The following is a 16,213-nucleotide window of genomic DNA, read 5'->3' on the forward strand; positions in this document are numbered from 1 at the left end:
AATGAACCCCAATCCGATCCAGCTGTTCGATACCGAATCCTCGACCTTCACCTATATCCTGGCCGCACCCGGGGAACAGGAAGCGGTCATCATCGACCCGGTGGCGCGCCACCTCGAGCGTGACCTCGCCCACCTGGAACGCCTCGGCCTGTCCCTGCGCTACGTGCTCGAAACCCATGCGCATGCCGACCACGTGACCTCGGCCGGCCGCTTGCGCGAACTCACCGGCGCCGCCGCCGCGGTGCCCGCCGGCTGCGGCATTGCCCCGGCCGAACTGCAGTTGCAGGACGGCGACCTGGTCCGCTTCGGGCAGGACGAAGCGATCCGGGTGCTGCATACGCCGGGCCACACCGCCGGCAGCATGAGCTACGTCTGGCGCGGTAACGTCTTCACCGGCGACACACTGCTGATCGACGGCTGCGGACGCACCGATTTCCAGAGCGGCAGCGCCGACATGCTGTACGACAGCATCCAGGGCAAGCTGTTCGCGCTGCCGGACGAGACCCGCATGTGGCCGGGCCACGACTACAAGGGTCAGGCGGTGTCGACGATCGGCTGGGAAAAACGCCACAACGCCCGCCTGGCCGGCCGCAGCCGCGCGGAATTCGTGCAGCTCATGGATGCGCTGCACCTGCCGAAGCCGAAGCTGATCGACGTCGCGGTGCCGGCCAACCAGCAGCTGGGCCTGCCGCACGGCGCCTGAGCCGACCGGCTTGGCGGCCTGGGTCGCGCCGCCTGCGCAACGAGACAGGCGGCGCAGTCCATACATAGTAGAATGACATCCATGATTTAACATCGCGTACCGGGTATGCGGCCACGCCGGAGCCCGCCCGGGCGAAAGGCTTGCATTCTTGATACAGCGGATTCTCCTCCTGGCTGCCTTGTCGTTCGCCTCGATGGCCCATGCGGCGGCGCCGGCACGTGTCGTCAAGGTCGGGATCTACGACAATGCTCCGAAGGTATATACCAACGCCCAGGGCCAAGCCGACGGTATCCTGGTCGAATTGCTGCGCCAGGTCGCCCGCGACGAAGGCTGGGAACTGCGTTTCGTCCCGTGCCAATGGGTACGCTGCCTTGCCGGGCTCGGCGACGGCACGATCGACCTGCTGCCCGATGTCGCCTGGAGCGAAGAGCGCAGCAGGCTGTTCGATTTCCCCCGGATTCCCGCCCTGTTCAGTTGGTCCCAGCTGTATCGCCGCGCCGGCAGCCCGATCGGCTCCGTGGCCGACATCGGCGGCAAGCGCATTGCCGTCCTGTCCGGCTCGATCCAGGAGCGCTATTTCGGCGAATTCGCCATGGAGTTCGGCGCCTCCCCCAGGATGATACCGGTCGGGTCGGTCGGTGAAGGCTTCGCGCTGGTCCGGAGCGGCGGCGCCGATGCGGTGGTCGCGAGCAAGTTCGCCGGCGAGCTGCACGCGCCCGAATACGGCCTGGTCGAGACGCCCATCATGTTCCAGCCGGCCCGCCTGTTCTACGCTGCCGCGAAAGGCAGGAACGGCGACTTGCTCGCCGCCCTCGACCGCAGGCTCGGTGCCTGGCAGGCCGATCCGGATTCGGTCTACTTCGCGACCCTGGAGCGCTGGCGCTCGCGTGGGCTGCTGGCGCGGATCCCCGCCTCCGCCCGGTGGGGAGCGGGGCTGGTGGTGGCCATGCTGGTCCTGGCGCTGGGCCTGGCTGCCTGGCTGAGGCGCCAGGTCGCGCGCAAGAGCGGCGCACTGCGGGAAACCGAGCACCGCCTGGCGACCATCCTCGACAGCGTCGACAGCCTCGTCTATATCAAGGATGCGGCGTCCCGCTACCTGTATGCGAACCGCGCGCTGCACGCCTTCCTCGGCCGCGCCGGGTCGGACATCATCGGGCGCAGCGACGGCGAACTGTTCGCTGCCCCGGTCGCCGCCGGCATCATGCGCGACGACCTGCGCACCATCAGCGAGCGGCGCCGGCTGGTGACCGAAGAAACCGTGCCGAATGCCCAGGGCCGCGAGGTCACCGTGCTGACCACCAAGTTTCCCTTGTGCCGGGACGACGGCAGCGTCTACGGCATGTGCGGGATTTCGATCGACATCACCGAGCGCCGCGCGGCCGAAGAGGCGAACCGGGTGGCGGCCACCGTATTCCAGTCCGCCGAAGGCATGTTCATCGCCGGGCCGGACCACCGTATCCTGCGGGTCAACGCGGCCTTCTGCGACATGCATGGCAGCGCTCCCGAGGACCTGGTCGGCAAGACCTTGCCCGCGTATGCCGCAACGCCCGACGGCGATGACGCCAGCGCGGCGATGTGGGCGGCGCTCGAAGCCAGCGGCACCTGGCAGGGCGAGGTCTGGAGCCGGCGCCGCGACGGGGAACCCTATCCGGCCCGCCTCACGGTCACCGCGGTACGCGACCACGACGGCCGCCTGACCCATTTCGTCGGCACCCAGGGCGACATCAGCGCCCAGAAGCTGGCCCAGGACGAGATCGCGAAGCTGGCCTATTTCGACCCCTTGACCGGCCTGCCGAACCGGCGCCTGCTGCGCGAACGGCTGGAGCACTGCCTGCCCTTGCACGTACGCAGCGGCCAGGCAGCCGCCCTGCTGTTCCTCGACATCGACAATTTCAAGGACCTGAACGACGTGCACGGGCACGAGGCCGGCGACCAGTTGCTGCGCCAGGTGGGCAAGCGCGTCAGCGACTGCACCCGCGCCGGCGATACCGTGGCGCGCCTCGGTGGCGACGAGTTCGTGGTCCTGCTCGAGAATGTCGGCCGGGACGAGGCGCAGGCCAGCGATCGCGTCGCCGCGACCGGCTGGAAGATCATCGCGGCGATGCGCGCGCCCTTCGACCTCGACGGCCACGTCCACCACGCTTCCTGCAGCCTGGGCGCGGCCCTGTTCCTCGAAGCCGCGGTCGACATCGATACCCTCATGAAGCGCGCCGACATGGCGCTGTACGGCGCCAAGCGCGACGGCCGCGACACACTCCGTTTCTTCCATGCGGAGATGGAGCTGGAGGTCACGCGCCGCCTCGCCATCGAATCGGAGCTGCGTGCCTCACAGGACGGGCAAGGATGCACGCTGCTCTACCAGCCCCAGGTGGACGGCAACGGTCGGATCGTGGGCGCGGAAGCCCTGCTGCGCTGGAACAGCCCGACGCGCGGACCGGTCGGCCCGGCCGAGTTCATCCCGGTTGCCGAAGCCTCCGGGCTGATCAATCCGCTCGGCCGCTGGGTATTGCGCCGTGCCTGCGCGCAGCTGGCGCAATGGCGCGACATACCGGCGCTGGCGCCGCTGACGGTCGCCATCAACGTCAGCATCCACCAGTTCCGGCAGCCCGGCTTTGCCGGCGAGGTGCTGCGGATCGCGGCCGAATATGGCATCTCGCCGTCCAGCCTGAAGCTGGAACTGACGGAAAGCGTGCTCATCGAGGATGTCGACGACGCGATCGGCAAGATGCTCGCGCTGAAGCAGGCCGGGGTAGGATTCGCGCTCGACGATTTCGGCACCGGCTATTCGTCGCTCGCCTACCTCCGCCGCCTGCCGCTCGACCAGCTCAAGATCGACCGTTCGTTCGTGCGCGACATTCTTGCGAATTCGAACGACGCCGCGATCGCGCGCAGCATCGTGGCCCTGGGCCAGTCGCTCGGGCTCGGCATCATCGCCGAAGGCGTCGAGACCCCGGAACAGCGGCGTTTCCTGGCCAGCATCGGCTGTCCCTGCTGCCAGGGCTACCTGTTCGGCAAGCCGATGACGGCGCCGGCCTTCGAGGACCTGGTGCGCAGCCAGGCCAGCAGCGCCACGCCGATCGACAGCATGGCCACCGGCGACGCTTCGGGCACGCCCGGCACCGGCGTCAGCAGCATGGAACCGTAGCAGAACACGCCGGTCCGGTCGCAGGAATTGGCCAGGATCTGGGTCCGGTCGTTGATGTCTTCGGCCGATATCAGCAACAGGTCGGCATCGCGGTCGATACGGGTGTTCAGGTCGATCAGCTCGCCGTCCGCGTACAGGAAGGCGCGCTCGTCGCTGACGCCGACCACCTGGCCGAGATTGTTGATATCGTAGCCGAAACTGTTGCGGGCCCAGGGCGTCAGGTTGGTAAAGGTCTGGCCGTCCCACAGGAAGGCGTGCTGTCGGCCCTGGGCGCTCGTGAAATAGCCGGTGACCCAGCCGGCGTCGTTGATGGCCTGGCCGGACACCCGCATGCCGCCCGCAAGCGGCAGGTCGGTCAGGGTGCCGTCGTCGTAGATCGCGCTACGGTAGCCTGCGCTGGGGAAATAATCGAGCAGCAGCGCGCCGCGCTCGTTGAGGTCGACCGGTGCGCTGCTGTCGAGACCCGGATCGTCGACCACGCCGCCGCGCAGCACGCCGGCGCGGAAGTCCGCGGTCCAGACCGCGATGTCGCCACGGTCGTTGATGTCGCGCACCCACTGGACGCCGTAACGGGCGCTGAGGTCCTGCATGCGTCCGTACGAATACAGGAAGACATGGGACTCGCCCGCGCCCGTGGTCGACAGACCCACCGCCTCGCCCCGGTTGTTGAGGCCCCAGACCTGGGTGCTGTAGCCCCCCAGGCCGGGGACGGACTCGCTGCTCGGCCCGCCGTTGATCGAGGCCCCCTGGTAGGGCGATTCGGGGCCGAAGCTGTTGACCGCGTAGCGCCCCAGGTCGTTGAGGGACCCCGCGCGTGCGTACTTGCTGCCGGCCGGCGACACCGAGAAGTAGTCCGGCGCCGCCGCGGCGACCGGGGCCAGGCCGGGCGCCAGCGCGGCCAGCAAAGCCGCGACGCAGGCGCGGCGGCAGTGTTTGTTCATGATCTCGACCTCCCCTGCGGCGATCGTCATGCCGCCCTTCCTGGGCATTCTGCCACCGCGCGTCGAGCAGCCTTGTAGGAATCCGATGTAGTTCGATTAGGAATTCGAGAAGGCCGACGGCGGCGGCAGCGGCCGTTGCGCCGGCGCCGCACCAAACGCGGCGCGGCTTGTCGAACGAAGGCGGCACGCGCAAGATATTCCTACCGAACAGGGAGACCACCATGTACAAGACCATCCTGGTGTATGTCGACGGCAGCCCGCTGCAGGACAGCCGGCTGCGCGCCGCGGCCAGGCTCGCCGCCGAGCACGATGCCCACCTGGTGGGCAGCGCGGCGACCGGCATCACCTGGATGAACTTCGCCCTGCTGGCCGGATCGGCCGGCGCGCCGGTGCCGGCCGTCGATCTCGACGGCCTGCGCGACGCGACGCTGCGGCGCCTCGACGCCTTCGCCGAACAGGCCCGGCGCCTGGGCGTGGGCTCGTGCGAAACCCGCCTCATCGAGGACGTCGCCGGCTACGGCCTGGCCATGCACGCGCGCTATGCCGACCTGGTCGTGCTGAGCCAGGACCACGGCGACGGCACGCCGGTCCAGCTGCCGCGCCTGCCCGAACTGCTGGCGCTGCATACGCCGCGGCCGGTACTGGTCGTGCCCCCGGGCTACCGCGACGCACCGATTCCGGGTACGGTCGTGGCCGGCTGGGATGGCAGGCTGCCCGCCTTGCGCGCACTCGACGCCGCCCTTCCCCTGCTGCGCCGCGCCGCCGCCGTCAAGCTGGCCATCGTCAATCCCGATCCACTGTCCGGCCCGGGTGGGAACGAACACGGCGCCGAGCCCGGCGCCGACCTGGCGCGCTACCTGGCGCGCCACGGCGTGGCCGTCGAGGTGGTGGTCGAGCGCACCACCGCCACGGTGGGCAAGACCCTGTCCGGACTGGCCCGCGACTGCGGCGCCGGCCTGATGGTATGCGGCGCCTACGGGCACAGCCGCCTCCACGAATGGATGCTGGGCGGGGCCACCCGCGAACTGCTGGAGCGCGCTCCGGTACCACTCCTGATCGCGCACTGACGGGGCCCGCCATGAACGTCCGCAACGACATCCCTCCCAGCGAACAGCGCCGCGAAGCCAGCACCTGGCAGGGCGGCATCCGCGCCGGCTACCCGGAATCGCGCATCGAGCACGCCCACATCGACCTGGCCCTGAACGCCTGGCTGGGCCGCCTGACCGGCTACATCTCGCCGGCGGCACTGGCCGCGGCCTGGCAGGACTGGGCCGCCCACCTGCTCATGTCGCCATCCAAGCAGATGGAGCTCGCCGTCGAGGCCGCCGCAGACTACGGCGAATGGCTGCGCTACAGTGCCTCGGCCATGCTCGGCAACAGCGACGAACCGGTGCAACCGCTGGCACAGGACAAGCGCTTCAGCGACCCGCCCTGGCACGCCTGGCCCTGGAACGGGATCAGCCAGGGCTTCCTGCTGACCCAGAAATGGTGGCACCGCGCCACCAGCGGCGTGCGCGGCGTCTCGCCGCACCATACCGACGTGGTCACCTTCATGGCGCGCCAGCTGCTCGACGGCCTGGCGCCTTCGAATTTCATCGCCACCAACCCGGTGGCGCAGCAGGTCACGCTGGCGCGCGGCGGCGAGAACCTGGTGCGCGGTTCGCAGCGCGCCCTCGGCGACCTGCGGCGCGCACTGGCCGGCACCAGCGCGCCGGTCGCCTACGTGCCGGGCCGCGACGTCGCCGTCACGCCGGGCAAGGTGGTCATGTCCAACCGGCTCGTCGAGCTGATCCGCTACGATGCGCAGACGCCGGAGGTGCATGCCGTGCCGCTCCTGATCGTGCCGGCCTGGATCATGAAGTACTACATCCTCGACCTGTCGCCGCAGAATTCGCTGGTACGCTACCTGGTCGAGCACGGCCACACGGTGTACATGATCTCCTGGAAAAACCCGGATGCCGGCGACCGCGACCTGTCCCTCGACGATTACCGCCAGCTGGGCGTGATGGCCGCGCTCGATACCATCTCGGCCCAGACCGGCGCCGAACACGTGAATGCCTGCGGTTACTGCCTCGGCGGCACCCTGCTGGCGATCGCGGCGGCGGCGATGGCGCGCAGCGGCGACCGGCGCCTGGCCAGCATGACCCTGCTCGCCGCCCAGGTCGATTTCACCGAACCGGGCGAACTGTCGCTGTTCATCGACGACAGCCAGGTGGCCTTCCTCGAGGCGATCATGTGGCAACAGGGTTATCTCGACACACGCCAGATGGCGGGCGCCTTCCAGTTGCTGCGCTCCAACGACCTGATCTGGTCGCGCCGCCAGCGCCACTACCTGCTCGACATCCCGGACCGGGACAACGACCTGGTCTCCTGGAACGCCGACGCCACCCGCATGCCGGCCCGCATGCATTCCGAATACCTGCACACGCTGTTCCTGAAGAACCGCCTGGCCAGCCAGCGCTACATCGTGGACGGGCATCCGGTGGCCCTTACCGACATCAAGGTGCCGGTGTTCGCGGTGGGCGCCATGACCGACCACGTTGCGCCCTGGCGCTCGGTGTACAAGATCATTCCGCTCACCGACACCGAGCTTACCTTCCTGCTGACCACCGGCGGACACAATGCGGGCGTGGTCTCGCCGCCCGGCACGCCGAAACGCAGCTACCAGGTCGCCGTCCATCCGCACGAGGCCCGCTACGTGGGACCCGACGCCTGGCAGGCCAACCAGCCCCGGCACGACGGCAGCTGGTGGCCGGCATGGGAATCGTGGCTGGCGAGCCACGCCGGCGCACGGGTCGCACCGCCGGCGCCGGCGCCCGGCCCCGACGCGCCCGGCAGCTACGTCCTGGCGCGGTGAACAAACAGCGTGCGCCGCCCTACCCGGCAGCGCCGGAGCCGGCGGCGGTGGCGGCGCTCGACACCAGCGCGGTCCTGCGCCTGCTGGGCGTTGGTCCGGACGGTTTGCCGGCAGCCGAGGCCCGCTTGCGCCTGGCGCGCCACGGACCGAACACGCTCGCGCACGCACCAGGCCGCCCACCCCTGCTGGCCTTCCTGGCCGGACTGGCCCGCCCCCTGCCGCTGCTGCTCCTGGCGCTGGCCGGCCTCGACCTGGCCACCGGCCAGCGTTTCGGCGCCGCCATGATCGCAAGCATGGTGCTGCTGTCCACGGTGCTCGGTTTCGTGCAGGAATACCGGGCCGACCGCGCCGCCCGGCGCCTGCGGGCAATGGTGCGCACTACGGTCCGGGTCCGGCGTCCGGCACCTGCCGCGGGCGCCGAGGGCATCGAGACCGAGCATCCCCTCGAGGAACTGGTGCCGGGTGATATCGTCCTGCTGGCCGCCGGCGACCCGGTGCCGGCCGAGGTACGTTTCATCGAGGCGATCGACCTGTACGTCGACCAGGCTCCGCTCACCGGAGAGTCGCTGCCGGTGCGCAAGCAGGCGGGCGCGCACGCCGCGGCCGGGGGCGGCGCCCCGGCGCTCGCCGAGCTCGACAACATCGGCTTCATGGGCACCCACGTCACCAGCGGCAGTGCGCGCGCCGTGGTGTTCGCCACCGGAGCCGGCACCGGCTTCGGCCGGCTCGCTGCCGACCTGGTCCAGCCACGCGAGCGCAGCGATTTCGACCGCGGCATCGCCAGCGTGATCTCGCTGCTGCTGCGCATCATGCTGGTCATGGCGCCGCTGGTGATGCTGCTGAACTGGGCCGGCAAGGGCGACCTGCACCAGGCGCTGCTGTTCGCGACCGCGGTGGCGGTCGGCCTGGCGCCCGAGATGCTGCCCGTGATCGTCACCGCCAATTTGGCGCGCGGGGCGCTCGAACTGTCCGGCCGCGCGGTGATCGTCAAACGCCTGGCCGCGGTCCAGACCCTGGGCGCGATCGACGTGCTGTGCACCGACAAGACCGGCACCCTGACCCAGGACCGGGTGGTCCTGGAACGCCATATCGATATCGCGGGACGCGAATCGGAGCGCGTGCTCGATTACGCCTACCTGAACAGTTATTACCAGACCGGACTGCACAGCCTGCTGGACAAGGCGGTGCTCGGCCATGCCCGCGCGCATGCGCGGCTGCGGCCCGACCTCGGTTGGTGCAAGCTGGGCGAGATTCCCTTCGATTTCGCGCGCCGGCGGATGTCGGTGGTGCTGCGGGCGCCCGATGGGGCGCGCATCCTGGTGTGCAAGGGCGCGGTGGAGGAAATCACCAGTGTCTGCAACGCCGCCGAGGGCGTGCATGGCCCGGTCCCGTTCGATGCCGGCCACGCCGGCGACCTGGGCACGGTGACGCAGGGCCTCAACGAGGAGGGCCTGCGGGTGATCGCGATCGCCTGGCGCACGCTGCCGGACGACGCCCGGGACCTGGCCGATCCGGCGCTGGAGCACGACCTGACCCTGGCCGGCTACATCGCCTTCTTCGATCCGCCCAAGGATTCCGCCGCCGCCGCGCTCGCCGCCCTGGCGGCACGGGGCGTGGCCGTCAAGGTGCTCAGCGGCGACAACGCGGCGGTCTGCGCCCACGTCTGCCGGATGGTCGGCATCGCGCCCGGCACGGTGCTGGAGGGCGCGCGCATCGACGCACTGGACGATGCGGCGCTGAGCCGCGTGGCCATCGACACGACGGTGTTTGCCAAGCTGGTGCCAGCCCAGAAGACGCGCGTGATCCGCTGCCTGCAGGGCCAGGGACGGGTGGTCGGCTTCCTTGGCGACGGCGTCAACGACGGGCCGGCGCTGAAGGCCGCCGACGTCGGCATCGCGGTGGACACCGGCGCCGATGTCGCGCGCGAGTCGGCCGACCTGATCCTGATGCAAAAAAGCCTGCTCGCGGTCGACGCCGGCGTGCTTGCCGGCCGCAAGGTGTTCGGAAACATCGTCAAGTACATCCGCATGAGCGCCAGTTCGAACTTCGGCAACATGCTCAGCGTACTGGGCGCGAGCGTCCTGCTGCCCTTCCTGCCGATGGCGCCGGTCCAGGTGCTGCTCAATAACCTGCTGTACGACTGCGCCCAGACGGCGCTGGTGACGGACCGGGTCGACCCCGGCTTCCTGGCGCGCCCGCGCCACTGGGATATCCAGGCCCTGCGCCGCTATGTGCTGTGCTTCGGGCCGATCAGTTCGCTGTTCGACTATGCCGCTTTCGGGCTGCTGTGGTTCGGTCTCGGCGCGGCCCGCGCGCCGAGCCTGTTCCAGTCCGGCTGGTTCCTTGAATCCCTGCTGTCGCAGACCCTGATCGTGTATGTGATCCGCACCGGCGCGGCCCCGGGTCCGGCGAACCGGCCTTCGGCGGCCCTGGCCGTGGCCAGCCTGCTCGTCTGCGGCACCGGGCTCTGGCTGCCGTGGTCGCCCCTGGCCCCGCTGCTTGGCCTGGTGCCGCCCCCTGCAGCCTACTGGTGGGGGCTGGCGGCGATCCTGGGTGCTTACGTGCTGCTGACCCGCAGCGCCAGGTCATGGCTGCTGCGCCGTGTCGAGCGGAGCTGAGCCTGGGAACGGCGGCGCGGCCCTCAGCGCGCGGCGTGGTTCACGCGACGGTTGCCGGATACGATTGAGCGGCGTCAAACCCCTGGCCGCGTGCCCGACTACGCTGCCCGGAGACCAATCACTCAAGGAGAACGCCATGTCCACCACATTCTTGCGTCGGGCGCTGACGGGCGCCGCCGCCCTGCTCCTGCTGGGCACGGCACCTGCGGTTCCAGCCCAGGACGGACGCCCCGGCGAGGCCGCTTCCGGCGCCGCGCAGGGCCGCGAAACCGGTGTCCAGCGCAAGGAAGCCGCCGCCCGCCGCGTCGCCGACGCCGCCGGCGTGGTGCGCACCATGACGGCCACGCCCGCGCTCGCCGAAATGCTCGGCCGCGCGCGCGGGGTCTACATCGTTCCCACCTTCGGCCGCGCCGCGTTGGGGGTCGGCGCCGAAGGCGGCTCCGGCGTCCTGATGCTGCGCCAGGCCGACAGCAGCTGGGGCAACCCGGTGTTCTACAACATCGGCGGTATCAGTCTCGGGCTGCAGGCCGGCGCCGAGGGCGGCCCCCTCGCCCTGCTCCTGATGAACCAGAAGGCGGTCGACAGCTTCCGCAAGCGAAACAATTTCTCGCTCAGCGCAGACGCCGGGCTGACCGTGATGAACTACGCGCGCATGGCGCGCGGCACGACCGCGGGCGACGTCGTGGCCTGGTCCGGCGGCAAGGGCCTGTTCGGCAATGCGGCGACCATCTCCATCGATGGGGTCCGCTACAACCAGCGCCTGACGCACGCCTATTATGGCAAGCCGGTCACGGCGCTCGAAGCGATGGACAGCACCACGCCCGAGCAGCAGGCCGCCCCGTTGCGCGCGGCGCTCGGCAAGTAGGCCGGCGGCGCGCTTCAGCGCGGCCGCAGGGCCACGCCGAAGCGCGCCAGGCCGAGCGCGAACAGCACCGCGCCGATCGCCAGCAGCGCCAGCAGGGGGCGCCACACCACCTCGATTCCGGCGCCGCGAAACAGGATCGCCTGGCTCAGCTCGACGAAATGCGTGGTCGGCGCCAGCAGCATCAGTTCGCGCAGCACGGAGGGAATGCTCTCGCGCGGCGTGGTGGCGCCCGACAGCATCTGGAGCGGCAGCAGGGCCAGGATCACCAGCAGGCCGAACTGCGGCATGCCGCGCGCGGTGGCCGCCATCAGGATGCCGAGCGAGGTGGTCGCGAACAGGTGCAGGGCGACCCCGAGCAGGAACAGCGTCAGCGAGCCCTGCAAGCCGACCTGCAGCAGGCCGCGCAGCACCACCAGCAGCGCCACCACGGTGGCCAGCATCACCACCGCCGCCATCGACCACAGCTTGGCCAGCAGGATCTCCACCCCGCGCACCGGCATCGCCAGCAGGTGCTCGACGGTACCATGCTCGCGCTCGCGGATCAGGGCGGCGCCGCTGAGTATCACCGACAGCATGGTGATATTGCCCACCAGCTCCATCAAGCCACCGAACCACGAGGGCGTCAGGGCCGGGTTGAAGCGCGCCCGCACCGTCAGCGCGACCGCCGGCGGCGCCTGCGCGCGCACGCCGCGCACGAAGCTTGCCACCTCGCCCAGGGCGATCTGCTCGACGTAGCCGCTTCCGGAAAACGCCTGGCTCATCCGGGTGGCGTCCACGTTCAGTTGCAGGGCGGCCGGGCGGCCCGCCAGCACCCGGCGCTGGAAGCCGGCCGGAATCACCAGCACGAAGGTGGCGCTGCCGCGGTCCAGGCGTGCGTCCAGCGCGTCCAGCCCGACCTGTTCGGGCGGCATGAATTGCGGCGGCAGGAAGGCCTGGCGGATCCGCAGCGACAGCGGCGACACATCCTCGTCGACGATCGCGAGCGCGGCCCGGCTCAGGGTATCTGGCTGGGCGGTCGCGGCGACGTAGACCGCGGCGGTGAAGCTGTACACGATCAGGCCCAGCATCACCGGATCGCGCAGCAGGCTCCACCACTCCTTGATGCCCAGGCGCCAGACCTTGTGCCAGGACAGGCCCACGCTAGCGCTCCTGCCGCGGCAAGGCCAGGATGGCCAGGCCGAGGATCACCGGGATGGCTGCCAGCAGCGCACCGAACTCGGCGTGCAGGTCGGCAAACCCGAGGGCCTTGGAAAACACCCCGCGGCTGATGGTCAGCATGTGCGAGGCCGGGTAGGTCTCGCCGATCACCCTGCCCGCCCCCTCCAGCGCGGCCACCGGATTGATCAGCCCCCCGAACTGGATCGCCGGCAGCATGGTGCCGATCATGGTCAGGAAGATCGCCGCGATCTGGCTGCGGGTGAAGGCCGATGCGAGCAGCCCCATGCCGGTCGAGCAGAGGCAGAACAGGAAAGCGGCCGCCGTGAGGGCCGCCAGGCTGCCCTTGAGCGGCACGCCGAGCACGGTCACCGCCAGCAGCGTCATCAACATGAAGTTCAGCATGGCAAGCAGCACATACGGGGCCGCCTTGCCAAGCAAAAATTCGCTGCGCCGCAGCGGCGTGACATACAGGTTGACGATCGACCCCATTTCCTTTTCGCGCACCACCGCCAGCGCCGCCTGCATCGCGGGCAGGTTCAGCAGGAGCAGGGCGATAATCGCCGGCACCATGGCCGGCATGCTGCGCACGTCGGGGTTGTAGCGAAAGCGCGTCTCGACGCTGACCACAGGCAGTGCGCCCCGGCCATCGGTCGCGGCGGCGGCGGCCGCGGCGCCGCGGGTGCGCAGCCAGTCGGCGTGCATGCCCTGCACATAGGCTTCGGCCGTCTCGGCGCGCGGCGGGTTGGCGCCGTCGATCCAGGCGCCGATCTGGACCGGCCGGCCGCGCCGGAACGCGCGCGCGAAGCCCGGCGGGATCTCGATGGCCAGCGCCAGCTCGCCCGAGCGCATCCGGCGGTCCAGCTCGCCATAGTCGGCCAAGGGCGGACGCTCGGTAAAGTAGCGCGAGCCGGACAGGTTCAGGGCATAGTCGCGGCTGAGGGCCGTGCCGTCACGGTCGAGTACGGCATAAGGAAGATCTTCGACGTCCATGTTCAGGCCGTAGCCGATCACGATCATCAGGATCAGCGAGCCGAGCGTGGCCAACAGCGCCCGCACCGGATCGCGCCACAGCTCCAGGGTTTCGCGCCGGCTGCATGCGGCCGCCCGGACCAGCCAGTCCGGGCGCGCATCGGGCCGCTGCTGCGGCGCCCCTGGCGGCAGCGCGGGCGCCGGCACCGAGGCCTCCGGGTCGGCTTCGCGCAACCAGGCCACGAAGGCCTGCTCCAGGCTGGCGGCACCGCGCGCCGCCTGCAGGGACGCGGGCGCGCCGCAGGCCAGCACCCGACCGGCGTGCATCAAGGCCACGCGGTCGCAGCGCTCGGCCTCGTTCATGAAGTGGGTCGAGATGAAGATGGTGACGCCGTCCCGGCGCGAGAGCGCCAGCATTTCGGCCCAGAATCCGTCGCGCGCGACCGGATCGACGCCGGAGGTCGGCTCGTCCAGGATCAGCAGTTCGGGGCCGTGCACCAGCGCCACCGCCAGCGACAGGCGCTGGCGCATCCCCAGCGGCAGCGTTTCGGGCATGGCATCGAGCACCGGCTCCAGCCCGAAGCGCCGGGCCAGGTCGGCGCAGCGGCGCTGGCCGGCATCCTCGGGCAGGTCGAACAGGCGCGCGTGCAGCAGCAGGTTCTGGCGCACGCTCAGCTCGCCGTACAGCGAGAAGCCTTGCGACATGTAGCCGACCCGGCGCCGCCCGCCCAGGTCGTGACGGCGCACCGGTTGGCCCAGCACCCAGGCCTCGCCGTTGCTCGGCGCCAGCAGCCCGGTGAGCATTTTCATGGTGGTGCTCTTGCCGCAACCGTTCGAGCCGATGAAGCCGAAAATCTCGCCGCGGCCGATGCGGAAACTGACGTCGCGCACCGCGACGAACTCGCCGAAGCGCCGCCACAGTCCGCGCGCCTCGACCGCTGGCCCGGCCGCGGACGCCTGGCCGGTGGTCGCGCCCGGCCCCGCCCCGTCCGGGCGCCGCTGCCCGGCGCGCCGCGCGGGCGGCAGCAGGGCCACGAAGGCATGCTCCAGGTCGGCGCAGCCGGTGCGCGCCAGCAGCGCGTCGGGACTGCCGGCAGCCAGCACGCGGCCGGCATCGAGCGCCACCAGCCAGTCCATCTGGCGCGCCTCTTCCATGTAGGCCGTGGCCACCAGCACGCTCAAGCCGGGGCGCGCGCGCCGGATCGCCGCGATCAGTTCCCAGAACTGCACCCGGGCCAGGGGATCGACCCCGGTGGTGGGCTCGTCCAGGATTAATAAGTCGGGCTCATGAATGAGGGCGCAGCATAAGCCCAGCTTCTGCTTCATGCCACCCGACAACAGCCCGGCAGGGCGTCCCAGGAAGGGCTGCAGGCCGGTACTGCGCGACAGCAGATCGATCCGCGCACGCGCCGCCGCCGCGTCGAGTCCGAACAGGCGGGCGAAGAACTGCAGGTTTTCCGCCACCGTGAGCGAAGGATAGAGGTTGCGGCCGAGTCCCTGCGGCATGTAGGCAATGCGCGGGCTGAGGCGGGCGCGGACGGCCGCGTGCGCGAGGTCGCCGCCCAACACCTCGACCCGGCCGTGACGAAAGCGCCGCGCGCCGGCCAGCACCGCCAGCAGGCTGGACTTGCCCACCCCGTCCGGCCCGATCAGGCCGGTCATGGCGCCGGCCGGCAGCACCAGGCTGACTTCGTCGAGCGCCGTCACGCGGCGGTAGCGCAGCCGCAGGCCGTTGATCCGCGCAAGCGCCGCCGCGTGCCCGGCCGACGCAGGCGTCATCCCGCCCCCCGCAGCGCCAGCGCGGGCGGCCAGCTTGCGCGTGGATCGAGACGCACCCAGGCAACGCCCGGCACCCCCGCCTTGACGTAGTCGGCATAACGCTGCAGCACTTGCCGGTCGACCTGGGCCTTGACGCGGAACATCAGCTTCTGGCGCTCGCTGGCGGTTTCCACCGATTTCGGCGTGAATTGGGCCGCACTGGCGACGTAGGTGACCGTGGCCGGGACGATGAAGCCGGGGGCGGTGTCCAGCTGCAGGCGCACCTCGGCGCCGAGCGCGACGCGCCCGGCGGCCGTCTCCGGCACGAAGAAAGTCATGAAGACGTCGTTCAGGTCGATCAGGTTCAGCACGGTTCCGCCGCCGGGCAATACTTCGCCGGGCTGGGCCACACGGTACTGGACCCGCGCGGCGCGCGGCGCGGTCAGGGCCAGCTCGCGCAGGTCGGCATCGATCCGCGCCGTCGCGGCCAGCGCCACGTCGACGTTCGCGCCTGCCCCCACCACCTGGGCCGCGGCCGCCTCGACCGCGGCGGCGGCGGCCTGGCGCTGGGCGCGCGCCGCCGTCACCGCGGCGTCGGCGCCGCGCACCCGGGCCTGGTCGTCGTCGAGTTCCTGCGACGGCGCGGCCCCGGCCGCCGCCAGCGTGGTCGAGCGGCGCAGCCGGCGTTGGGCGGCGTCCAGTTCGCTCAGGCGCTGGACCACGACCGCGGCGGCGGCGGCCTCGTCGCCACGGCGCATCGCCAGCCCGGCCTCGGCCTGCGCCACCGCATCGCGCGCCTGCCGCGCGCGCGCCTGCGCTTCCGCGCGTTGCGCCAGCAAGATGTCCGGGTCCATGCGCGCCAGCACCTGGCCGGCCTGCACCATATCGCCCTCGTCCACCAGCACCTCGGCGACCCGGCCCGGCAAGCTGGTCGCGATGTCGATCTCGATGGCTTCGATACGGCCGTTGCCGCTCACGAAGCCCGGGCCCGGTTCCGGGTCCTGTCCACGCCCGCGCAACCATGGTCCGGCCACGGCCCCCAGGGCCAGCAAGGCGGCCAGCAACAGCAGTAGTGCGCCGCGGCGCCATCCGCGTAGCGGGATCATGGCGCGGCGCGACGGGGAAGCTGGCAGCGCGACGGCAGGCAGCCGCCGGCGCTTGGCGGGAATTTGATGTGCATCAAAGCGCTAGCCATGGGA

The 16,213-nt window shown here is 70.7% G+C and carries 9 protein-coding genes; 5 read left to right on the plus strand and 4 right to left on the minus strand.

Annotation, left to right across the window (positions count from 1 at the left end; all coding sequences use genetic code 11):
• Position 1 precedes the first annotated feature (1 nt).
• A complete protein-coding gene (locus IM543_14180; GenBank protein QOY92751.1) occupies positions 2 to 703 on the plus strand; it encodes an MBL fold metallo-hydrolase in 702 nt (233 codons plus the stop codon).
• Between the two features lie 3,000 nt (positions 704 to 3,703).
• On the opposite strand, the gene IM543_14185 is transcribed toward IM543_14180, so the two are convergent.
• A complete protein-coding gene (locus IM543_14185; GenBank protein QOY92752.1) occupies positions 3,704 to 4,819 on the minus strand; it encodes a hypothetical protein in 1,116 nt (371 codons plus the stop codon).
• Between the two features lie 191 nt (positions 4,820 to 5,010).
• Here IM543_14185 and IM543_14190 point away from each other — a divergent pair, with 191 nt between their 5' ends.
• From IM543_14190 to IM543_14205, 4 genes are all read left to right on the plus strand, one after another.
• Positions 5,011 to 5,856 (plus strand): universal stress protein, encoded by an 846-nt coding sequence (locus IM543_14190; protein QOY92753.1) that lies wholly within the window; start codon positions 5,011 to 5,013, stop codon positions 5,854 to 5,856.
• Between the two features lie 11 nt (positions 5,857 to 5,867).
• Positions 5,868 to 7,646 (plus strand): polyhydroxyalkanoic acid synthase, encoded by a 1,779-nt coding sequence (locus IM543_14195; GenBank protein QOY92754.1) that lies wholly within the window; start codon positions 5,868 to 5,870, stop codon positions 7,644 to 7,646.
• Positions 7,547 to 10,264, plus strand: coding sequence for a magnesium-translocating P-type ATPase (gene mgtA / locus IM543_14200; GenBank protein QOY92755.1), 2,718 nt, complete (start codon positions 7,547 to 7,549; stop codon positions 10,262 to 10,264). Before IM543_14195 ends, mgtA begins: the two co-directional genes overlap by 100 nt.
• Positions 10,265 to 10,400: 136 nt before the next feature.
• Positions 10,401 to 11,129, plus strand: coding sequence for a lipid-binding SYLF domain-containing protein (locus IM543_14205; protein ID QOY92756.1), 729 nt, complete (start codon positions 10,401 to 10,403; stop codon positions 11,127 to 11,129).
• A gap of 14 nt (positions 11,130 to 11,143) precedes the next feature.
• Here the strand turns inward: IM543_14205 and IM543_14210 are convergent, their stop codons facing one another.
• The 3 genes from IM543_14210 to IM543_14220 all read right to left on the minus strand — a co-directional run bounded on the left by IM543_14210 (position 11,144) and on the right by IM543_14220 (position 16,120).
• Positions 11,144 to 12,196 (minus strand): ABC transporter permease, encoded by a 1,053-nt coding sequence (locus IM543_14210; GenBank protein ID QOY96689.1) that lies wholly within the window; start codon positions 12,194 to 12,196, stop codon positions 11,144 to 11,146.
• A 73-nt stretch (positions 12,197 to 12,269) separates the two neighbouring features.
• A complete protein-coding gene (rbbA, locus tag IM543_14215) occupies positions 12,270 to 15,035 on the minus strand; it encodes a ribosome-associated ATPase/putative transporter RbbA (GenBank protein ID QOY92757.1) in 2,766 nt (921 codons plus the stop codon).
• Entirely contained in the window at positions 15,032 to 16,120 is a 1,089-nt protein-coding gene (locus IM543_14220; GenBank protein QOY92758.1) for an HlyD family efflux transporter periplasmic adaptor subunit, read from the minus strand. The genes rbbA and IM543_14220 overlap by 4 nt, the downstream gene beginning before the upstream one ends.
• Between the last annotated feature and the right edge of the window lie 93 nt (positions 16,121 to 16,213).

Origin of the sequence: Massilia sp. UMI-21, from assembly GCA_015277795.1 — a bacterium.
GTDB lineage: Bacteria > Pseudomonadota > Gammaproteobacteria > Burkholderiales > Burkholderiaceae_D > Telluria.

Excerpts from the sequence above, each read along its gene's own strand:
- IM543_14180 (QOY92751.1), top strand. The coding sequence starts at position 2 with ATGAACCCCAATCCGATCCAGCTGTTCGATACCGAATCCTCGACCTTC.
- IM543_14185 (QOY92752.1), bottom strand. The coding sequence starts at position 4,819 with ATGACGATCGCCGCAGGGGAGGTCGAGATCATGAACAAACACTGCCGC.
- IM543_14190 (QOY92753.1), top strand. The coding sequence starts at position 5,011 with ATGTACAAGACCATCCTGGTGTATGTCGACGGCAGCCCGCTGCAGGAC.
- IM543_14195 (QOY92754.1), top strand. The coding sequence starts at position 5,868 with ATGAACGTCCGCAACGACATCCCTCCCAGCGAACAGCGCCGCGAAGCC.
- mgtA (QOY92755.1), top strand. The coding sequence starts at position 7,547 with ATGGGAATCGTGGCTGGCGAGCCACGCCGGCGCACGGGTCGCACCGCC.
- IM543_14205 (QOY92756.1), top strand. The coding sequence starts at position 10,401 with ATGTCCACCACATTCTTGCGTCGGGCGCTGACGGGCGCCGCCGCCCTG.
- IM543_14210 (QOY96689.1), bottom strand. The coding sequence starts at position 12,196 with ATGCTGGGCCTGATCGTGTACAGCTTCACCGCCGCGGTCTACGTCGCC.
- rbbA (QOY92757.1), bottom strand. The coding sequence starts at position 15,035 with ATGACGCCTGCGTCGGCCGGGCACGCGGCGGCGCTTGCGCGGATCAAC.
- IM543_14220 (QOY92758.1), bottom strand. The coding sequence starts at position 16,120 with ATGATCCCGCTACGCGGATGGCGCCGCGGCGCACTACTGCTGTTGCTG.